We start from the raw sequence: 15,412 nt of genomic DNA on the forward strand, positions 1-15,412 counted from the left end.
GCCATAAACAAGCACCGTCATAAATAGGTCCGAGAACGCTGGCATGCTTGCCGCTTGATTCCGGGAACCTGTGTTTTCGCCCCTCATGCTCAAGGAAGACCTGCCAATGATGCTGCGCAAGCTGTCAGCAAATCGCCGCGCCTTGTCTCTTTCCCCTCTCCTGTCTCTCATAACGCTGCTCGCGCTGCTGTTTAGCGTGGCGATTGCACCCGCATGGGCCGCCGACAAAAGCGCCAAGCGTGGCATCGCCTACGACATCGCCCAGCCTGCCGACCTGAGTGCGTTATCGGCAGGTGTGAGCTGGTGGTACAACTGGAGCCCGAAACCGCATGACCGCCTGGCGTCCTACGATTACGCCTCGATGTACGGCGTGGACTTCATTCCGATGGTCTGGAACGACAACATCGATGACGGTCAGTTGAAACTCTATCTTCAGGCCCACCCGGCCATTCGCTACCTGCTGGTGATCAACGAACCCAATCTGCAGGACCAGGCCAACATGACGCCCGAGGCCGCCGCGCGCTTCTGGCCAAGGCTGGAGCAGATCGCGGCGCAGACCGGTGTCAAGCTGGTGGGCCCGGCCATGAACTGGGGAACCCTGTCGGGTTACGGCGACCCGGTGGTGTGGCTTGACGCCTTTTATGCCGCGTATCGATCGATGAATCAGAATCGCGACCCGCGCATCGACTACCTGGCTTTTCATTGGTACGACTACGGCTTGTCGGGGATGCTCGACAGGCTGTCACGCTACGGAAAACCCGTATGGGTCACGGAATTCGCCAATTGGCATGGCCTGGATGACGGCATGCAGATTGATTCGGTGGAGAAGCAAAAGCAGCAAATGGCCAATATGGTTGCCACACTCGAAGGGCGCGCAGACGTGTTCAGGTATGCCTGGTTTACCGGGCGCATGACTCAGGACCCGCATTTCTCCAGCCTGTTGAGCAACGAGGGCACACTCACCGAACTGGGTCACTACTACCTCTCGTTGCCGTACAGCCAGTGAAGCTCGCGCCGGAAGACGGCGCAGGCAGGATCAACGCGTGACGCCAGCGCCCGTGTCCATCAAGGACGCTGCGCCGATCTCGGTCAGGCCGCTGATCAGATGCTGGGTGTAGGGGAATGATCGATCGGGTTCGAGGGTTTTGACAGAGGTCAGCAACCCCTCCCTGACCAGCGTGTCGACCGTTGTCACGCAAACACCGATGGCAGGGACGCTGGATTGCGATCGCACCAGCTCCCTGTAGATCTGACCGAACGTCAGCTTTCGACGCTGACCACCGCACAGTCGCTTGACGGCACTCAGGACCACACGCTCGATCCGGTTATATTCGTTGCTCACCACACCCGCCTTGAAATAGCGTAACTGACAGTCAATAAAACTGACACTCACTATAAAACAGCCACCCGCCTCTCTTTGAAAATCACTTATAAAACCGTTGGATTTTCATAATGAACTTTATATATAAAAACTCACACAGCCTCTATCCACGCCTCAATAATCGAGAGTTTCTGATTATTAAAAGACAAACAAAACTTGCTATTTCAGTCAGGATGCAAAGCTTACCAGATCACTAAACCTAACTGTAGTTAGGTTTATAAAAAGCAAGAAAACCCAATAAATAAGCCAAAAACACGCTATAAAAATCCAATAATTAGATTTTTACTGGTAAAAAACACCAATAAATGATAAAAACCACAAAAATCTTCCGGCTAAAATCATCAAAAAACAGCAGCATGGCAAACCGATATCATTTATTAAACCGAGCGATGCGAATACTTTATCGCTCAGTGAACTTTTTAGTGTTGCGCTGGACTTAACACTCGGCCACGCCGATGTGCCATTGCAACAACCCTCAGTTTTATCCTGTCACCCTCAATCGAGATGCAATCGATGAATAGATCCATGCTGTCTGTTTTCAGCGCAGTACTTCTGTGCGCGCAAAGTGTCGCCGCGCTGGCAGCGGACTCGACTTCCAATACCACTGCCGCCAATCAACAGATCCGGGTGCAGGTGGAAGCGAAACGCGACCAGTTGTCCGGCGCCGACAAGATCAGCCCGACGACGCAGAAGAGTTCCTCCACCCTGCTCGATACGCCGGTGGACACCGACGATGCACCTGCGCAGGCACAACGCCCATGAACAGCCCTTATCAACCTCTTGCATCGACCAGAAGGACACTTGCCGTGTCAGCATTCAAACAGACCCTGGGCCTGAGCCTGCTGACGTTCAGTGTTATGCAGGCCAACCTCGCGCTCGCCGCAGTGACACCGGCCACCGGCAACGAAGTCGAAGCCCGCGTCAGCTCGATTCTCGACAACATGAATCAGTCCGAGAAGATCAACTTTACCCGCGTGAATGACGGGCACATGATCCCTTCCCTGCTCAAGTGGGGCATCAAGGGCACCGTGGCGTATGACTCGTCGATGGGCGTGCACGTCAACAACGCCACGTTTGGCGCGCAGTACCCGTCGCAGTCCGCACTGGCTGCCACCTGGAGCATCAATCGGGCCAAGGAATTCGGTCTGGCCATTGCCTACGAGACGCGTATCTCCGGTGGCCAGCAGATGCTCTCGCCTGGCGCAAACCTCTACCGCACCCCGTACAACGGCCGCTCGGCAGAGTACGTCAGTGGCGAGGACCCGTTCCTCGGCGCGGTCATGGCACCGGCCATCGTCAACGCTATTCAGGCGCAAGGCATTCAGGCCAGCGGCAAGCATTACCTGGCCAACGAGCAGGAAGCCAATCGCCAGGCCGTCGACGTCAAGGTCGATGAGCGCACCCTGCGCGAACTGTACTTGCCGGGCTTCGAGTCGATGGTCAAGAACGCCAACGTGGCGTCGATCATGTGCGGTTTCAACAAGGTCAATGGCGACTACGCGTGCGAAAACCATCACCTGATCACTGAAGTGCTCAAGGGTGAATGGGGCTATCAAGGCACGGTAATCAGCGACTTCAACGCCATTCACGACGCGTTCAAGGGCGCATGGGCCGGCACCGACATCGACATGCCGTCGGGCCTGCAATTCACCGAAGCCAAGCTGCTGCCTTACCTGTGGAGCGGGCAACTGACCCAGAACGTGATCGACGACAAGGTCAAGCGCAACCTGCGGGCCATCGTCAGCTACGACTTCCAGGAAAACCTTAATACCGCTAAAACTCTGGACCACCCCGAGTACGGCATGCGCGCAGCGCTGAATACCGCACGTGAATCCATTGTCCTGCTGCGCAACGAAAACACCGCAGCGGGCAAACCGCTGCTGCCACTGGCGCGCTCGGCGAAGATCGCCGTGATCGGCAACTGGGCACATGAAACACCTGCGTCGCCATTCGGCACGGCCAACTCGCCGCCCAACAGCTACGTCACCGAGCTGAGCGGCCTGCAGCAGCTGGCGTCCAACAGCACCGACATCACCTACCTCCCGGAAATGAGCCTGAACCCGGCGAGTTCGACCTGGTATCAGCCAGCCACGGGTAACAACAACATCAGCAATTCCGGGGTTAAAGCCGAGTATTTCTCCAACACCAGCTTTTCCGGCGATCCGGCACTGACGCGCGTCGAGCCAGGCGTAAACCTGAACTGGGCCACTGGCACCAACGTCACCAATGCGGGCAGCACGGCCGTGTCGGGCTTCAGCCCTTCAGCCGGTGCCTTCTCGGCACGTTTCACGGCGACCATCAAGCCCACTATCTCGGGCGCACAGGTGTTCAAGGTTCGCGCAGACGGCCCTTACAAGCTGTGGGTCAACGATGAGCTGGTGTTGCAGAGCGATGGCGTGCCTTACTCGGGCGACGTGGTGAACGCGTTGACAACGTCGGGGAAAACTGCCGCATTGAGCGCTGGCAAGACCTACACCGTAAAACTTGAATACCAGCGCATTCAGGGTAATTTCATCCCTGTGCTGGGCGGCCTGACCGGTGTGCAGATGAGCTGGGCGTCGTTGCGTCCGCCGAAGGACCTGTCGAGCTACGATGCGGTTGTGGTTGCCATCGGCACTACGTCTGAAAACGAAGGCGAAGGTTCTGACCACGGTTTCGATCTGCCTGACCAGCAAGCAGAGCTGATCAGCTACGTCACCAAGGCCAACCCCAATACCATCGTGGTCATGCACGGCGGTGGCGTGGCCAACATGCAGCCGTGGGCGAACAAGGTCGGCGCGACGCTGCAAGCCTGGTTCCCGGGTCAGCAAGGCGGTCAGGCGCTGGCCGAGATTCTCTATGGCAAGGTCAACCCGTCGGGCAAACTGCCGATTACCATCGACAAGAAAATCGAGGACAACCCAAGCTACGCGTCCTACCCGGACCCGGCGGCCTATCGTGGCGACAATGCACTGACGGAAATGACCTACAGCGAAGGCCTGTACATGGGTTATCGCGGTTATGACAAGAAGCACGCCAAGCCGCTGTACCCGTTTGGTTACGGCTTGTCCTACACCACGTTCAGCTACAGCGACCTCAAGCTGTCGACCAACGTGCTGACCCCGGGCGCGACGATTGACGTCAAGTTCACCGTGACCAACACCGGCGACAAGGCAGGCTTTGAAGTGGCACAGCTTTACGTGCAACCGGTAAAACCGGCTGTAGACCGTCCGGAGAAAGAGCTCAAGGGCTTTACCAAAGTTTACTTGCAGCCCGGTGAGAGCAAGACGGTCAGCGTGCCGATCGACTCGCGTTCGCTGGCGTACTACGTCGACAAGACCGCAAGTTGGGACGTTGACGCAGGCAAGTTCAAGATCCTCGTGGGCAAGGATTCGGAGAACCTGACCCTCGACCGGACCCTGATCACCCTGTACCCGGAAAAACTCACCACCCGCGACAGTAACCCGCTGCCGTTGCCACTGCGCAAGGCCGTACAGGTCAGCGCGGCACAGACTTACTGATCCACCCCTTCAAGGCTCAGGGATGAGCCTTGATATCCCTTCCCAGACGCTGAACATACACCTCGAACACCGCCATGACATCCACGTCCTCCGGGCTTCTCAGCCACTGAATCTGCAAACCGTCCATGACCGAGAAGATTTCCTGGGCCAGGGCTTTGACGTTGATATCCGCACGAACCTCCCCTGCTTCTATCAGCGCGTTCAGATGACCGCGGGCATGCTCGTGGGTCATCTGGAATCGCTCGCGGTGCCATAAGCACGCCGGGTGCGAGGGCGAGAGGCTTTCGGTGTTCATCAGCAGCGCTGCCTGACACTCGTCGGCATTTTCGACACTGAAGCTCATGCTCAGCTTGAGAAACTTCAGAAACCCGTCAAGCGTCAGCTCGGTGACCATGTCCTGAAACCTCGACGTGACCCGCTGATCCCGGCGCTCCAGCAACGCGCTGAGCAGCGCTTCCTTGTTGGGGAAGTGATGCAACAAGCCAACCGTCGTGATGCCGGCCAGCAGTGCAACCTCGCGCATTGACGCACTCGAGTAGCCGTCTCTGGCGAAAACCACGGTGGCGGCGTCCAGCAAGGCCTTTCTGCGCATGTCGCCCTTGGGCGCCCGGCGTCGCTTGGGCGCTACCGATGCTCCTGATTCATTCCCTGATTCTTCGATGACCATAAAAACCTGATTACGCCTTGATTCAATGTGCCTGGGCGTTCATGCCCTTGGCCCTGCCGGTAAAAAACCGTTTTGCTGTCAGCGAGGCCGTAGCGATCGAGATCAGTGCAATGACCGCATTGCCGGCAAACATGCCAGGCAAGGCGCCACTGCTGCCGAACCAGTGCGTGCCGGCCAACACGAACGGCACTGTACCTGCTGTTGCTCTGAGCCAGGCGAACACCGCCACCCACCATGACTTTTTCATGGTGATGAACACGGCGATGGCGACAAAATCCAGCCCTATCACCACCCAGAGACCGCCGCCCCACCAGCAGAAGGCAATGAATACCGCGCGGGCTTCGGCGCCGAGTTGGTACAGATCGGCAATCATGCCGCCGCACAGTATCAACACCAGCCAGACGGCCAATCCGTAACAGACCACCATGCGCCGACTGAAGACGATGGCAGAGCGGACCCGATCATCCCGGTTGGCACCGATATTCTGCCCAAGCACCGGAGCCAGTGCACCGGGCAGTGCAAAAAAAGCGCAGTAGGAAAACTGCAGGACCCGGTCCAGCACGGTCATGGCGGCCAGCGCTGAAGTGCCAAACGTAGACAGCGATGCAACAAGATAAGCCAGACCGACAGGCGTCGCCAGGTTTGCGGCCATTGCCGGAAGAGCGAGCCGGAAAGTACGCCCGGCATGCAGGCGCAACAGCTTAAGGTTAAGCGTGAACACCAGCCCTATACGGCGGCGAACCCAATACACGCCGATTGAGGCGGAAACACCTGCCGACACCGCAAATGCAATGCCTGCGCCCTTCAGGCCCAAATCCAGAACAAAAATGAAGAACGGGTCGGCGACCGCCAGCGTGGCGGCCGCTGACAGCACCACGGTCAGCGCCCGACGGTTATCACCGGTGGTTCTGAGCATCTGCGCCGACATCTGCATCACCGCCTGCAACACGGTAAACGGCAGGGTCAGCCAGATGAAGCTGCGCGCCGCTTCATAAGTGGCGGCCTCGGCCCCCAGCCAGTGGGTGATCGGCACCACCAACGCCAACTGCAGCGCAGCGCCCAGACCCGAGACCATGACGACCATCAGCATAAGACTGGCGGCGAGTCGCGGCACGGACCTGACGGCCCGGTGACCGATGCGTTCCGACAACACCGCTGTTGCGGCGATGATCAGGCCGGTGGTCAGTGCCGAGTTGAAAAACAGCAGCACCTTGGCGATGCCCACCGCAGCCAGAAGCACCGGATCGTGCAGCATCGAGACATAGACCAGCGTCAGAATGTCGACGAGAAATATCGCAAACAGGCTCAAGGCACTGGTACTGGCGGTCACAACGATATGCTGCGCTACGCTGCCCTGGGTAAATCTTGCGCCGGCGTGGGCCATCAATGTTTCTCAAAAGGCCTGATGAGCCCTGAATACAGGGCTCAAACCATGATAATGATCGTCTGTCGCGTGGCTATCTTTTAGGCGGCTATTCTTCTAAATGGCTATCGGGTAGCCGCCATCAGACGATTCACTTCGCTGCGCACCATGTTGGCGTACTCCGGCGGGCTCATCGTGTCGAGCTCGGAGCGTACCCATTCGGACCACTTGCCCTTGCGCTTGGCGCGCTCGCCCATCAGGCGCGCGGCCTCGCCCTTGGCTTTGCCCAGATTGCTCTGCCAGAGGTCGAACAAACGGGATTTTTCGTCTTCGAGAGCAGTACGTTCAGGGAGCGGCCGATTGGCCAGATTGAAGCTCATGACAGTCACCTACGGCTAAAAACGGCTGCATCTTACACCCGTAAGGGGCTTTGCCTGCAGAGTCTTGCGTCGGGTCACTCAAGCAATTGCAACTTTTCAGGAGGCGCAAGACTCAATTGATCACTATTGCCATCACTTGAAAGGAAAAATGCCATGGCTCGTAAGACCTCCGCTCAAAATGCTGCCGATCAGATCAAGGATCAGGCATTCAGCGACCTGCAGGCGCTGATCGAAGAATCAGACAAATTGCTCAAGGAAAGTGCCGCACTGGTCGGCGAAGAAGCTGAAACGCTGCGCGCGCAACTGAGCGTCAAGCTCAAGCAGGCACTGGATTCGATGGTTAGCGTACGTGACCGCACCAAGCCGGCTGTAGAAGCGACCGAGACTTACATCGGTGGCCACCCTTGGCAGACCGTGGCTATTTCTGCAGGCTTCGGTCTGGTAGTAGGCCTGCTGCTGGGTCGTCGTTGATCGACCGGCAGTCTTGAACGACAAAGCGGGCCTCATAGCAGGCCCGCTTTTTTTTCATGCACCGCAGATAAAAGGCCGCTTTGTGACCCACAACACGTTACCGGGTGTGTTGCACCACCGATGGCTCTGCGAATCGGTGGGACTTGGTCACTTTGGCCTGCAGCGCTACCCGCTGCTCCTCGGCCTGGGCCTGGCTTTCATACGGCCCGATCAACAATTGCTGCTTGCCGTCTATGTCCACGATGACCGGCGCATAGCTGCGCTCGAGCAACCAGGCACTGGTGTCGCTGACCGCTTCACGCGAGTTCATCTGGATGAACCACTGTGCCGTGGAGACCGGAGCAGTGCTTGCCGCATCCTGGGCTTTTTCTCTGGCGGGCGCACGAGAGTTGCCCGCATCACACCCGGCCAGGGCCAGTATCGCCATCATCATTACCGTCTTGCGCACGTAAGTCTGCTCCTCGTCTGAAGTGGCGCGAGTCTAGCACTCCCGCGCGCCCTGTTGAGCGACTGTGTCGAGGTGTCGCACGCACGGCAAAATGCTGCCACAGCTCAGGCAATACGGGCCTGTCGAACAAAGAGGCAGGTTATACGGCGACCGGCGATCATGTAATCAGATATTTCGTTGCACGTTAACGTTACACACAGTGTCAAAGCATTGCGACCATGTTGATCGATGGCTTGCCGTCATCGGTGCATTAGTACAGGAGTTCATCATGTGCGACGACCGAAACCCCCTGCATTGCTTCATTCCGCCTTACATGCTGGAGCGTATGGCGCAGTCCCCCAAGAATCTGGTCAGCGCCAGGGCCATTGCCAACCTGACCAGCAGCTCGGCGTTCCTCGCCTCTCGTCTTTCTGCGCGAGCCATGCCATCCATGCACGCGATCAAGTCGCCAGATGGCAAAAAACACCGTGCGATTCATGACGCCAAAGGTACTGACGATCTTCCCGGCGTCATCGTCCGCAAAGAGGGCCAGGCCGCGACGGGGGACAAGGCCGCAGACGAAGCCTACGATGGCTCCGGCGATGTCTATGACTTCTATGCGCAGCTCTTCGAGCGCAATTCACTGGACGACAATGGCATGTCACTGGTTTCGACCGTGCATTTCGCCGAAGTCGACTTCAATGGCGACCACGTGCCTCTGAGCAATGCCTACTGGAATGGCAGCCAGATGGCGTACGGCGATGGCGATGATCTGGTCTTCAAGCGCTTCACCGGCAGCCTTGAAGTGATCGGCCACGAGCTGACCCACGGAGTGCAGAGCTTTACCTCCAATCTGGACTACAAAGGCCAGTCCGGTGCGCTGAATGAACACTTTGCCGATGTGTTCGGCATGCTGGTACGTCAGTGGAAGCAAGGCACCAGCGCCGCCGAATCGGACTGGGTGGTTGGCAAGGAGTTGCTGGTGCCTGCACCGACCCGGCGAGGCATTCGTGACATGGAGAACCCCGGCACCGCCTATGCCAACGACCCGGACCTGGGCGACGATCCGCAACCGGCAACGATGGCCGACCTGTATAAAGGTGCCAAGGACCGGGGCGGCGTGCACATCAACTCGAGGATTCCCAACCGGGCCTTCGTGCTGGTGGCCAAGGCACTCGGCGGAAATGCCTGGGAAGTGGCAGGCAGAATCTGGTATGAAACGATGTTGGCGTTGAAATCGGACAGCCAGTTCGTCGATTGCGCCAAAACCAGCATAAAAATCGCCGGCGACTCGCGTTTTGGTGCAAAAGCCAAAAAAGCCGTGCAAGCGGCGTGGAAAGAGGTCGGTGTCAAGGTGTAAGCCGTCAGCTATAACCACAAAGGTGCTCGAAATGAAGGTCTGTCTAGTGCAATCCGGCGGTTTTGCGGGCGCAATCAAACGTTGTGAAGTGGACACCGACACGCTTGACCAGCCGGATGCCGAGCAGTTGCAGCGACTGGTGAGTGACAGCGGTCTGAATAAATCGAGTACCGCATTCAACGACCAGGCGCGGGACCTGAATCAGTACGAGATCACCATCGAGGACGAAGCCAAGGCCATTTGCCTGACGTTCGACGAGCACAATGTGCCGACGTCCGCCCGGCAATTGCTTGGTTTTCTCAAGCAACGCGCCAAGCCCGGCAAGCTCTGAGCTGCACCGGCCTGACAAGACCTGCAAGGCCTTTGCCCTTCGGACAGTACGTGAAGGGCACCGGCCGATGCGAATTCGCCATACCAATGCGCCCGTGAAATAATGGCGCTGTGACATCGGAACCACCCTCCACCGCTGCGGTCAATGGTTTGTATCCGCAGGTTGTTATCAACTGTACAAAAAAAGACGCTACGTAATGCCATAAAGAGGTATCTTTTCGTGCCTCGCATTCTTACCTCTACTTCTGCATCCATGGCGTCGATGAGCACTGTGCACCCTACTAAACATTCATCTGGCCTGATCATCTGCGAGCATTGCGATTCGCTGTACCAAGCCCAGCCGCTGCAACCCGGTGAAGCAGCATTTTGCCTGCGTTGCCAGGCAGTGCTTGGTCGCGGCCATCGAATGTCCATCGAGCAACTGCTGGCCCTGACCATCGCCGCCGCGATGCTCTTCGTGTTCGCCAATCTGTTCCCCGTGATCAGCATCAGCATGAAAGGCCTGACCAACGAGGTCACGCTCTGGCAGTCGGTCGAGGCCCTGGCTCAGGGTCGTATCACCCTCATTGCGCTGGTGGCCGGCCTGTCGATCATCTTTGCCCCGTTGCTGCAAATCGTCCTGCTGTTCTGGGTGTTGCTGCATGCTCACAAGGGCGTGATGGCCCCAGGCTTCAAGGCCTGCATGCGCGCGCTGGAGCACTTGCGCCCGTGGAGCATGCTGGAGGTGTGCATGCTTGGCATTCTGGTGGCGATCATCAAGCTGTCCGGCATGCTCGATGTGCACCCCGGTGTCGGTCTGTGGGCGATGGCGATGCTGATGGTGCTCATTCTGCTGATTGCCAACAAAGGCATACGCAGGCTGTGGGATGAGCTGGAGGTAAAGCCTGAATGAACGGCATCCCTTTCGCTCACGAACACAAACTGAGCCTGTGCCACACCTGCGGCTATGCCTGCCAGGAGGACGCTGCACGCTGCCCGCGCTGCGACTCGCCGGTGCACCGACGCAAGCCCGACAGCATCAGCCGCACCTGGGCGTACCTGATCGCCGCACTGATTTTCTATATTCCGGCCAACGTGCTGCCGGTGATGTACACCAACTTGCTGGGCAACCGCAGTCAAAGCACAATCATGAGCGGCGTGATCGAGTTTTTCAAAAGCGGCTCCTGGGACATCGCCATCCTGATTTTCGTCGCCAGTGTCGTGGTGCCCTGCATCAAGTTTCTGGTGTTGGGCATGCTGCTGATCACCTGCCAGCGCCGCAGCACCTGGGCGATGCGTGAACGTGCCCGTCTTTATCGCTTCATCGAGCTGATCGGCTATTGGTCAATGCTCGATGTGCTGGTTGTGGCCCTGGTGGCGTCTCTGGTTCAGTTTCGTGAGCTCAGCACCATCGAGCCACGCATTGGTATTCTGTTTTTTGGCTTGGTAGTGGTGATGACGATGTTCGCCGCCATGAGTTTCGATCCCCGGCTTATCTGGGACGCAGAGGTTGAAGATGTCTGACAATACCCTCCCCCCGTCTGCTTCAGTGCCACGGCCTGAAGTTAAACGTCGTCGCCTGAGCGTCTCGCTGATCTGGCTGGTGCCGATCATTGCAGCGATCATCGGGGCGTCCATGGCGTTTCACGACTGGATGAACATCGGGCCGAAGATCACCGTGAGCTTTTTGACCGCCGAAGGCCTGGAAGCCAACAAAACGCAGGTCAAATACAAGAACGTGGTCATCGGCATGGTCACCGAGATCAGCCTCAGCGACGACCGCACCCACGTACTGGCCAACATCGAGCTCAATACCAGCGCATCGCCTTTCACGCGGATCGACAGCCAGTATTGGGTGGTACGCCCGCGCATTGGTGCCCACGGCGTATCGGGGGTCGATACCCTGCTGTCAGGCGCTTTCATTGGCGCAGACGCAGGCAGCTCGGACGAAACCAAGACCAGCTTCACCGGCCTGGAAACGCCGCCACCAGTGACCTTCGGCGAAAAAGGCAAGCGTTTCACCCTGCACACCGACGACCTGGGCTCGCTGGACATCGGCTCACCCATCTACTATCGCCGTATTCAGGTTGGCCAGGTGGTTGCCTATGACCTGTCCAAGGACGGCCGTGGCGTCGATATCCAGATCTTCATCAATGCGCCGAACGATCAGTACATCACCACCGACACGCGTTTCTGGAATGCCAGTGGCGTAGACATCACGGTTGGCGCCTCGGGGGTGAAGGTCAATACTCAGTCCCTGACCTCGATCATCTCCGGCGGCATCGCCTTCCGCGAGCCCAACTGGAGCCCCGAAAGCAAGCCGGCTGACGAGAATGCCGAATTCAAGATTTTTGAAGACCAGACCACAGCGCTGGCGCCGCCAGATGGCGAGCCACGTTACATCCGCATGCGTTTCAACCAGTCGCTTCGCGGGTTGGCGGTGAATGCATCGGTTGACTTCCTGGGCGTTACCATCGGCAAGGTGGTATCGGTAGACCTGGATTACGATCCGGCCACCAAGACCTTCCCCGGTATTGTCGGTGCAGTGATCTACCCCAAGCGTCTGGGGGCTGCAGAGTCCAAGTTGAAGGAGCTGGGTGGCGCTGGGGATGAAGAGGAACAGTCCGCCAGAGTGCTGGGGGCGTTCGTCGCCAACGGCCTTCGTGCCCAGGTACGCAATGGCAACCTGTTGACCGGCCAGCTTTACATCGCCATGGAGTTCGATCCGAAGGCGCCGAAAGTGTCGTTCAACGCCAAGGCCCGCCCGCTGGAAATCCCGACGGTGCCGGGCAGCTTCGACAAACTGCAGGAGCAACTGCAGGCGTTCGTCGAGAAGCTCAGCAAACTGCCGATCGATCAACTGGCGGGCAATCTCAACGGCACCCTCAGCGAGCTGCAGAAGACGCTCAAGCAGGTCAACGGCAGCGTGCTGCCGCAAATGCGTGGCACCTTGCAGCAAGCCGAGAAAACCCTGGGCACCGCCAACGACTCGTTCGCTGAAGACTCGCCTGCGCGTCAGCAGTTGGGCCAGGCGCTGGATGAAGTGCAACGCACTGCTCGTTCGGTCCGGGTACTCACCGACTTCCTCAGCCGCCACCCCGAGTCGCTGATTCGCGGTCGCACCGGCGACGCCGCGCCACGTTCATTCAACGCACCGTCCTCGTCCCGAGCCATTGATCCGGAGCCAAAACAATGACCTTGCGCCTGAAACTGATGGTACTCGCCGCTGCACTGGGCATGGGCGCCTGCACCTCGACGCAGACTCACTATTACACGCTGATCGCACCAATGGGCGCGACCAGCAACAGCGCAGCCAGGCCCGCGCCGTTCCAGTTCGAAATGCTCCCGGTGATCATGCCGGTGCAGGTCGACCAGCCGCCATTGGTGGTTCGTCAGGGCAACGGTAGCCTGGCGATTCTGGACACCGAGCGCTGGGGATCGCCACTGGGCGACGAGTTTCACGATGCGCTGACCCCGCAACTGGAGCGTCGGTTCGGTAGCCGCGACATGGCCGGCCTGCCGAAAAACGGCGATCAGCCTGTGCTTTCGGTTCGCACGGACGTACGCCGCTTCGAGTCGATGCCCGGTCATTACGCCCTCATCGATGTGGTGTGGACACTGGGCCTGCGCGAAGCAGGCGCTACCGCCGGCAGCAAAAGGCAAAGCCTGACCTGCAGCAGCGTGATCCGCGAGCAGGCTGGAGAAGGCATGGAAAACCTGATTCTTGCCCACCAGAAAGCGGTTGCAACCCTGGCTGAAAAGATCGCAGCCACCGCGGCTAGCTGGGCGGCACAACCCTCATCCCGCTGCCTTTGAGGCCTTTGGGAGGTCGGTATACGACCTCCCGATGTAACTTGAAACGCCTTTTAGAACCCCTGCTTAAAAGCATTCAAGTCCGTATAAAAATGTATCACCGCGTTTAATTCCTACGTAGACTCTCTTCACTGCCTGGCACGTTAGTACCTGATTGCACCGAACAAGCGGTTTTCCGTGGTTGTTCGAGCGCCTTGCCGGTTGTTGCCAGAAACGTTTGTTAACCCTGACTGTTGCGGTAAGCCCAGAGCCTCTGGCAGACAGTCTATCGAGGACAAACGTATGACAGGGATAGGTCCACGGCTCAAAAAAGAACGCTTGCGACTGAAGATTTCGCAGAGTGCACTCGGTGCCATCGGCGGCGTCGAAACCAACGCCCAGGGCAACTACGAGAACGGCGTGCGCTCCCCACGCGCAGACTACCTGTCGCGCATTGCGGATGCAGGCGTCAACGTCACCTACGTCGTTACCGGTTTCAGCAATTCTTCACCCACCCTCACAGCGAAGGTCACGACCAGCCAGGAAAGTGACCCGCTCAACCGCGTCGTTGCTCGCTTGCACGGCGACCTGCATAACGTGACGCAGAACATTTACCATGTCACCCGCCTGATGGAGTCAAACGCATACGACGGGGACTGGAACAGCGCGCAACTGGAAACGATCAAGAACGACGCAGAAGCCATCACCGTCGCGACCGTTCGACTGATCTACATGACCTCGAAACTGAAGTAAACTGGATTCCTGTGCAGCCAGGCCGGCTCACTGTGCAGGGAACGCGTTGACCCTGAGTTTCTCCATCACCAACCCGATGAACGCCGAGACCGCCAGAGGCAACTGTTGCCGACTGGGGTAAAGCACATGCAGGCCATGACTGGTGCGCTGATACTGCGCCATTACCGGCACCAGCAAACCGTTACGCAGATCGGTACGAATCAAGGTCGCTGGAAGCAACGCGATACCCAGACCGGCGAGCGTCGCTTTGCGCAATGCCTGAGCGGTGTTGGCGTTGAAACGACTGGAGAGCTGCACATCATGCATTTTCGCGTCCGGCCCGAGCATTCGCCAGGTGGTAGAACCGCCTGGATACGCTGCGCTGACGCAGTCATGCGCCTGCAGACTCTCCAGCGAATCGGGCATGCCGCGAGTCGCGAGATAGGCAGGGCTGGCAACCATGCCGTCACGCGCCTCTTCGATCAGTTGACGCCCCACATAACCTGAATCCTGCAAAGGGCCGCCCCGGAACGCGATGTCCAGCCGGTCGGCGATCAGATCGGCGCGCTCGTCACTGAGCACGAACTCAAGCTGTACGCGGGGGTAGCGGGCGAGAAAGTCGGCGACCCAGTCAATCGAGAAAAAATCGAAGAAGTCCGCCATTGCCGCAATGCGCACTCGGCCGCTGGGCTCTTCTCGCCCGGAGACAAGCTGCTCGGCGGCGCTCATCAGGCCATCGACAGCCGCCGTGCAACGTTCATAAAAGTGCTCACCTGTCTGGGTCAACACCAGCTTGCGCGTGGAGCGCTGCAACAAGCGCGTCCCCAGTTGCACCTCCAGGTGCTGAATCCGCCGCTGACCGTATTCGACGGCATGCCCAACTGCCTCGCGGCCTGCGCGAAACTACCGCTGCGCACCACCTGCACAAACAGCGCGACATCATTGAGATCCGGAATCACGCGCTTATTCCTTCTATTTATGGATGAGTGCAAGCCAACTATACCGGCTAATAAGCCCATTCGCAGACGCT

Annotated in this window: 16 protein-coding genes and 1 pseudogene; 11 read left to right on the forward strand and 6 right to left on the reverse strand. The window is 58.4% G+C overall.

Going from position 1 to position 15,412, the window contains the following annotated elements:
* The first annotated feature begins 106 nt into the window (after nt 1-106).
* Nucleotides 107-1,006: a glycoside hydrolase family protein gene (locus tag DW49_RS0114885; protein ID WP_024419966.1), complete on the forward strand. Its 900-nt coding sequence runs from the start codon at nt 107-109 to the stop codon at nt 1,004-1,006.
* 30 nt (nt 1,007-1,036) lie between these two features.
* Here the strand turns inward: DW49_RS0114885 and DW49_RS0114890 are convergent, their stop codons facing one another.
* Nucleotides 1,037-1,393: a hypothetical protein gene (locus DW49_RS0114890; RefSeq protein ID WP_005618607.1), complete on the reverse strand. Its 357-nt coding sequence runs from the start codon at nt 1,391-1,393 to the stop codon at nt 1,037-1,039.
* 513 nt (nt 1,394-1,906) lie between these two features.
* Between DW49_RS0114890 and DW49_RS0114895 the strand changes: the two genes are divergently transcribed.
* Both DW49_RS0114895 and DW49_RS0114900 read left to right on the forward strand, forming a co-directional pair.
* A complete protein-coding gene (locus DW49_RS0114895; protein ID WP_003380545.1) occupies nt 1,907-2,143 on the forward strand; it encodes a hypothetical protein in 237 nt (78 codons plus the stop codon).
* Nucleotides 2,140-4,881: a beta-glucosidase gene (locus DW49_RS0114900; RefSeq protein ID WP_024419965.1), complete on the forward strand. Its 2,742-nt coding sequence runs from the start codon at nt 2,140-2,142 to the stop codon at nt 4,879-4,881. The genes DW49_RS0114895 and DW49_RS0114900 overlap by 4 nt, the downstream gene beginning before the upstream one ends.
* A gap of 16 nt (nt 4,882-4,897) precedes the next feature.
* Here the strand turns inward: DW49_RS0114900 and DW49_RS0114905 are convergent, their stop codons facing one another.
* From DW49_RS0114905 to DW49_RS0114915, 3 genes are all read right to left on the reverse strand, one after another.
* On the reverse strand, nt 4,898-5,548 hold the full coding sequence (locus DW49_RS0114905) for a TetR/AcrR family transcriptional regulator (RefSeq protein WP_005618611.1): 651 nt from the start codon (nt 5,546-5,548) through the stop codon (nt 4,898-4,900).
* A gap of 22 nt (nt 5,549-5,570) precedes the next feature.
* On the reverse strand, nt 5,571-6,932 hold the full coding sequence (locus DW49_RS0114910; protein WP_024419964.1) for an MATE family efflux transporter: 1,362 nt from the start codon (nt 6,930-6,932) through the stop codon (nt 5,571-5,573).
* Between the two features lie 104 nt (nt 6,933-7,036).
* Nucleotides 7,037-7,291: a hypothetical protein gene (locus DW49_RS0114915; RefSeq protein WP_003380539.1), complete on the reverse strand. Its 255-nt coding sequence runs from the start codon at nt 7,289-7,291 to the stop codon at nt 7,037-7,039.
* A gap of 153 nt (nt 7,292-7,444) precedes the next feature.
* Here DW49_RS0114915 and DW49_RS0114920 point away from each other — a divergent pair, with 153 nt between their 5' ends.
* A complete protein-coding gene (locus DW49_RS0114920) occupies nt 7,445-7,762 on the forward strand; it encodes an ElaB/YgaM/YqjD family protein (RefSeq protein ID WP_003380537.1) in 318 nt (105 codons plus the stop codon).
* Between the two features lie 97 nt (nt 7,763-7,859).
* On the opposite strand, the gene DW49_RS0114925 is transcribed toward DW49_RS0114920, so the two are convergent.
* Complete coding sequence (locus DW49_RS0114925) at nt 7,860-8,210, reverse strand: hypothetical protein (protein ID WP_005618616.1); 351 nt, start codon at nt 8,208-8,210, stop codon at nt 7,860-7,862.
* Between the two features lie 268 nt (nt 8,211-8,478).
* Here DW49_RS0114925 and DW49_RS0114930 point away from each other — a divergent pair, with 268 nt between their 5' ends.
* The 7 genes from DW49_RS0114930 to DW49_RS0114960 all read left to right on the forward strand — a co-directional run bounded on the left by DW49_RS0114930 (nt 8,479) and on the right by DW49_RS0114960 (nt 14,403).
* A complete protein-coding gene (locus DW49_RS0114930; protein ID WP_005618617.1) occupies nt 8,479-9,549 on the forward strand; it encodes a M4 family metallopeptidase in 1,071 nt (356 codons plus the stop codon).
* Nucleotides 9,550-9,580: 31 nt separating this feature from the next.
* A complete protein-coding gene (locus DW49_RS0114935) occupies nt 9,581-9,880 on the forward strand; it encodes a protealysin inhibitor emfourin (protein ID WP_024419962.1) in 300 nt (99 codons plus the stop codon).
* A 261-nt stretch (nt 9,881-10,141) separates the two neighbouring features.
* Nucleotides 10,142-10,771, forward strand: coding sequence for a paraquat-inducible protein A (locus DW49_RS0114940; RefSeq protein WP_024419961.1), 630 nt, complete (start codon nt 10,142-10,144; stop codon nt 10,769-10,771).
* Complete coding sequence (locus DW49_RS0114945) at nt 10,768-11,382, forward strand: paraquat-inducible protein A (protein ID WP_005737803.1); 615 nt, start codon at nt 10,768-10,770, stop codon at nt 11,380-11,382. The genes DW49_RS0114940 and DW49_RS0114945 overlap by 4 nt, the downstream gene beginning before the upstream one ends.
* On the forward strand, nt 11,375-13,054 hold the full coding sequence (locus DW49_RS0114950; protein ID WP_005737802.1) for a PqiB family protein: 1,680 nt from the start codon (nt 11,375-11,377) through the stop codon (nt 13,052-13,054). The genes DW49_RS0114945 and DW49_RS0114950 overlap by 8 nt, the downstream gene beginning before the upstream one ends.
* The gene (locus DW49_RS0114955; protein ID WP_005618622.1) at nt 13,051-13,674 is read left to right on the forward strand and encodes a PqiC family protein; all 624 of its coding nucleotides are present in this window, start codon (nt 13,051-13,053) and stop codon (nt 13,672-13,674) included. Before DW49_RS0114950 ends, DW49_RS0114955 begins: the two co-directional genes overlap by 4 nt.
* Nucleotides 13,675-13,953: 279 nt before the next feature.
* Nucleotides 13,954-14,403 (forward strand): helix-turn-helix domain-containing protein, encoded by a 450-nt coding sequence (locus DW49_RS0114960; protein WP_005618623.1) that lies wholly within the window; start codon nt 13,954-13,956, stop codon nt 14,401-14,403.
* A gap of 27 nt (nt 14,404-14,430) precedes the next feature.
* Here DW49_RS0114960 and DW49_RS01000000128400 read toward each other — a convergent pair.
* A pseudogene (locus tag DW49_RS01000000128400) lies at nt 14,431-15,341 on the reverse strand (LysR family transcriptional regulator).
* Nucleotides 15,342-15,412 lie beyond the last annotated feature (71 nt).

Origin of the sequence: Pseudomonas avellanae BPIC 631, assembly GCF_000444135.1 — a bacterium.
Taxonomy (GTDB): domain Bacteria; phylum Pseudomonadota; class Gammaproteobacteria; order Pseudomonadales; family Pseudomonadaceae; genus Aquipseudomonas; species Aquipseudomonas avellanae.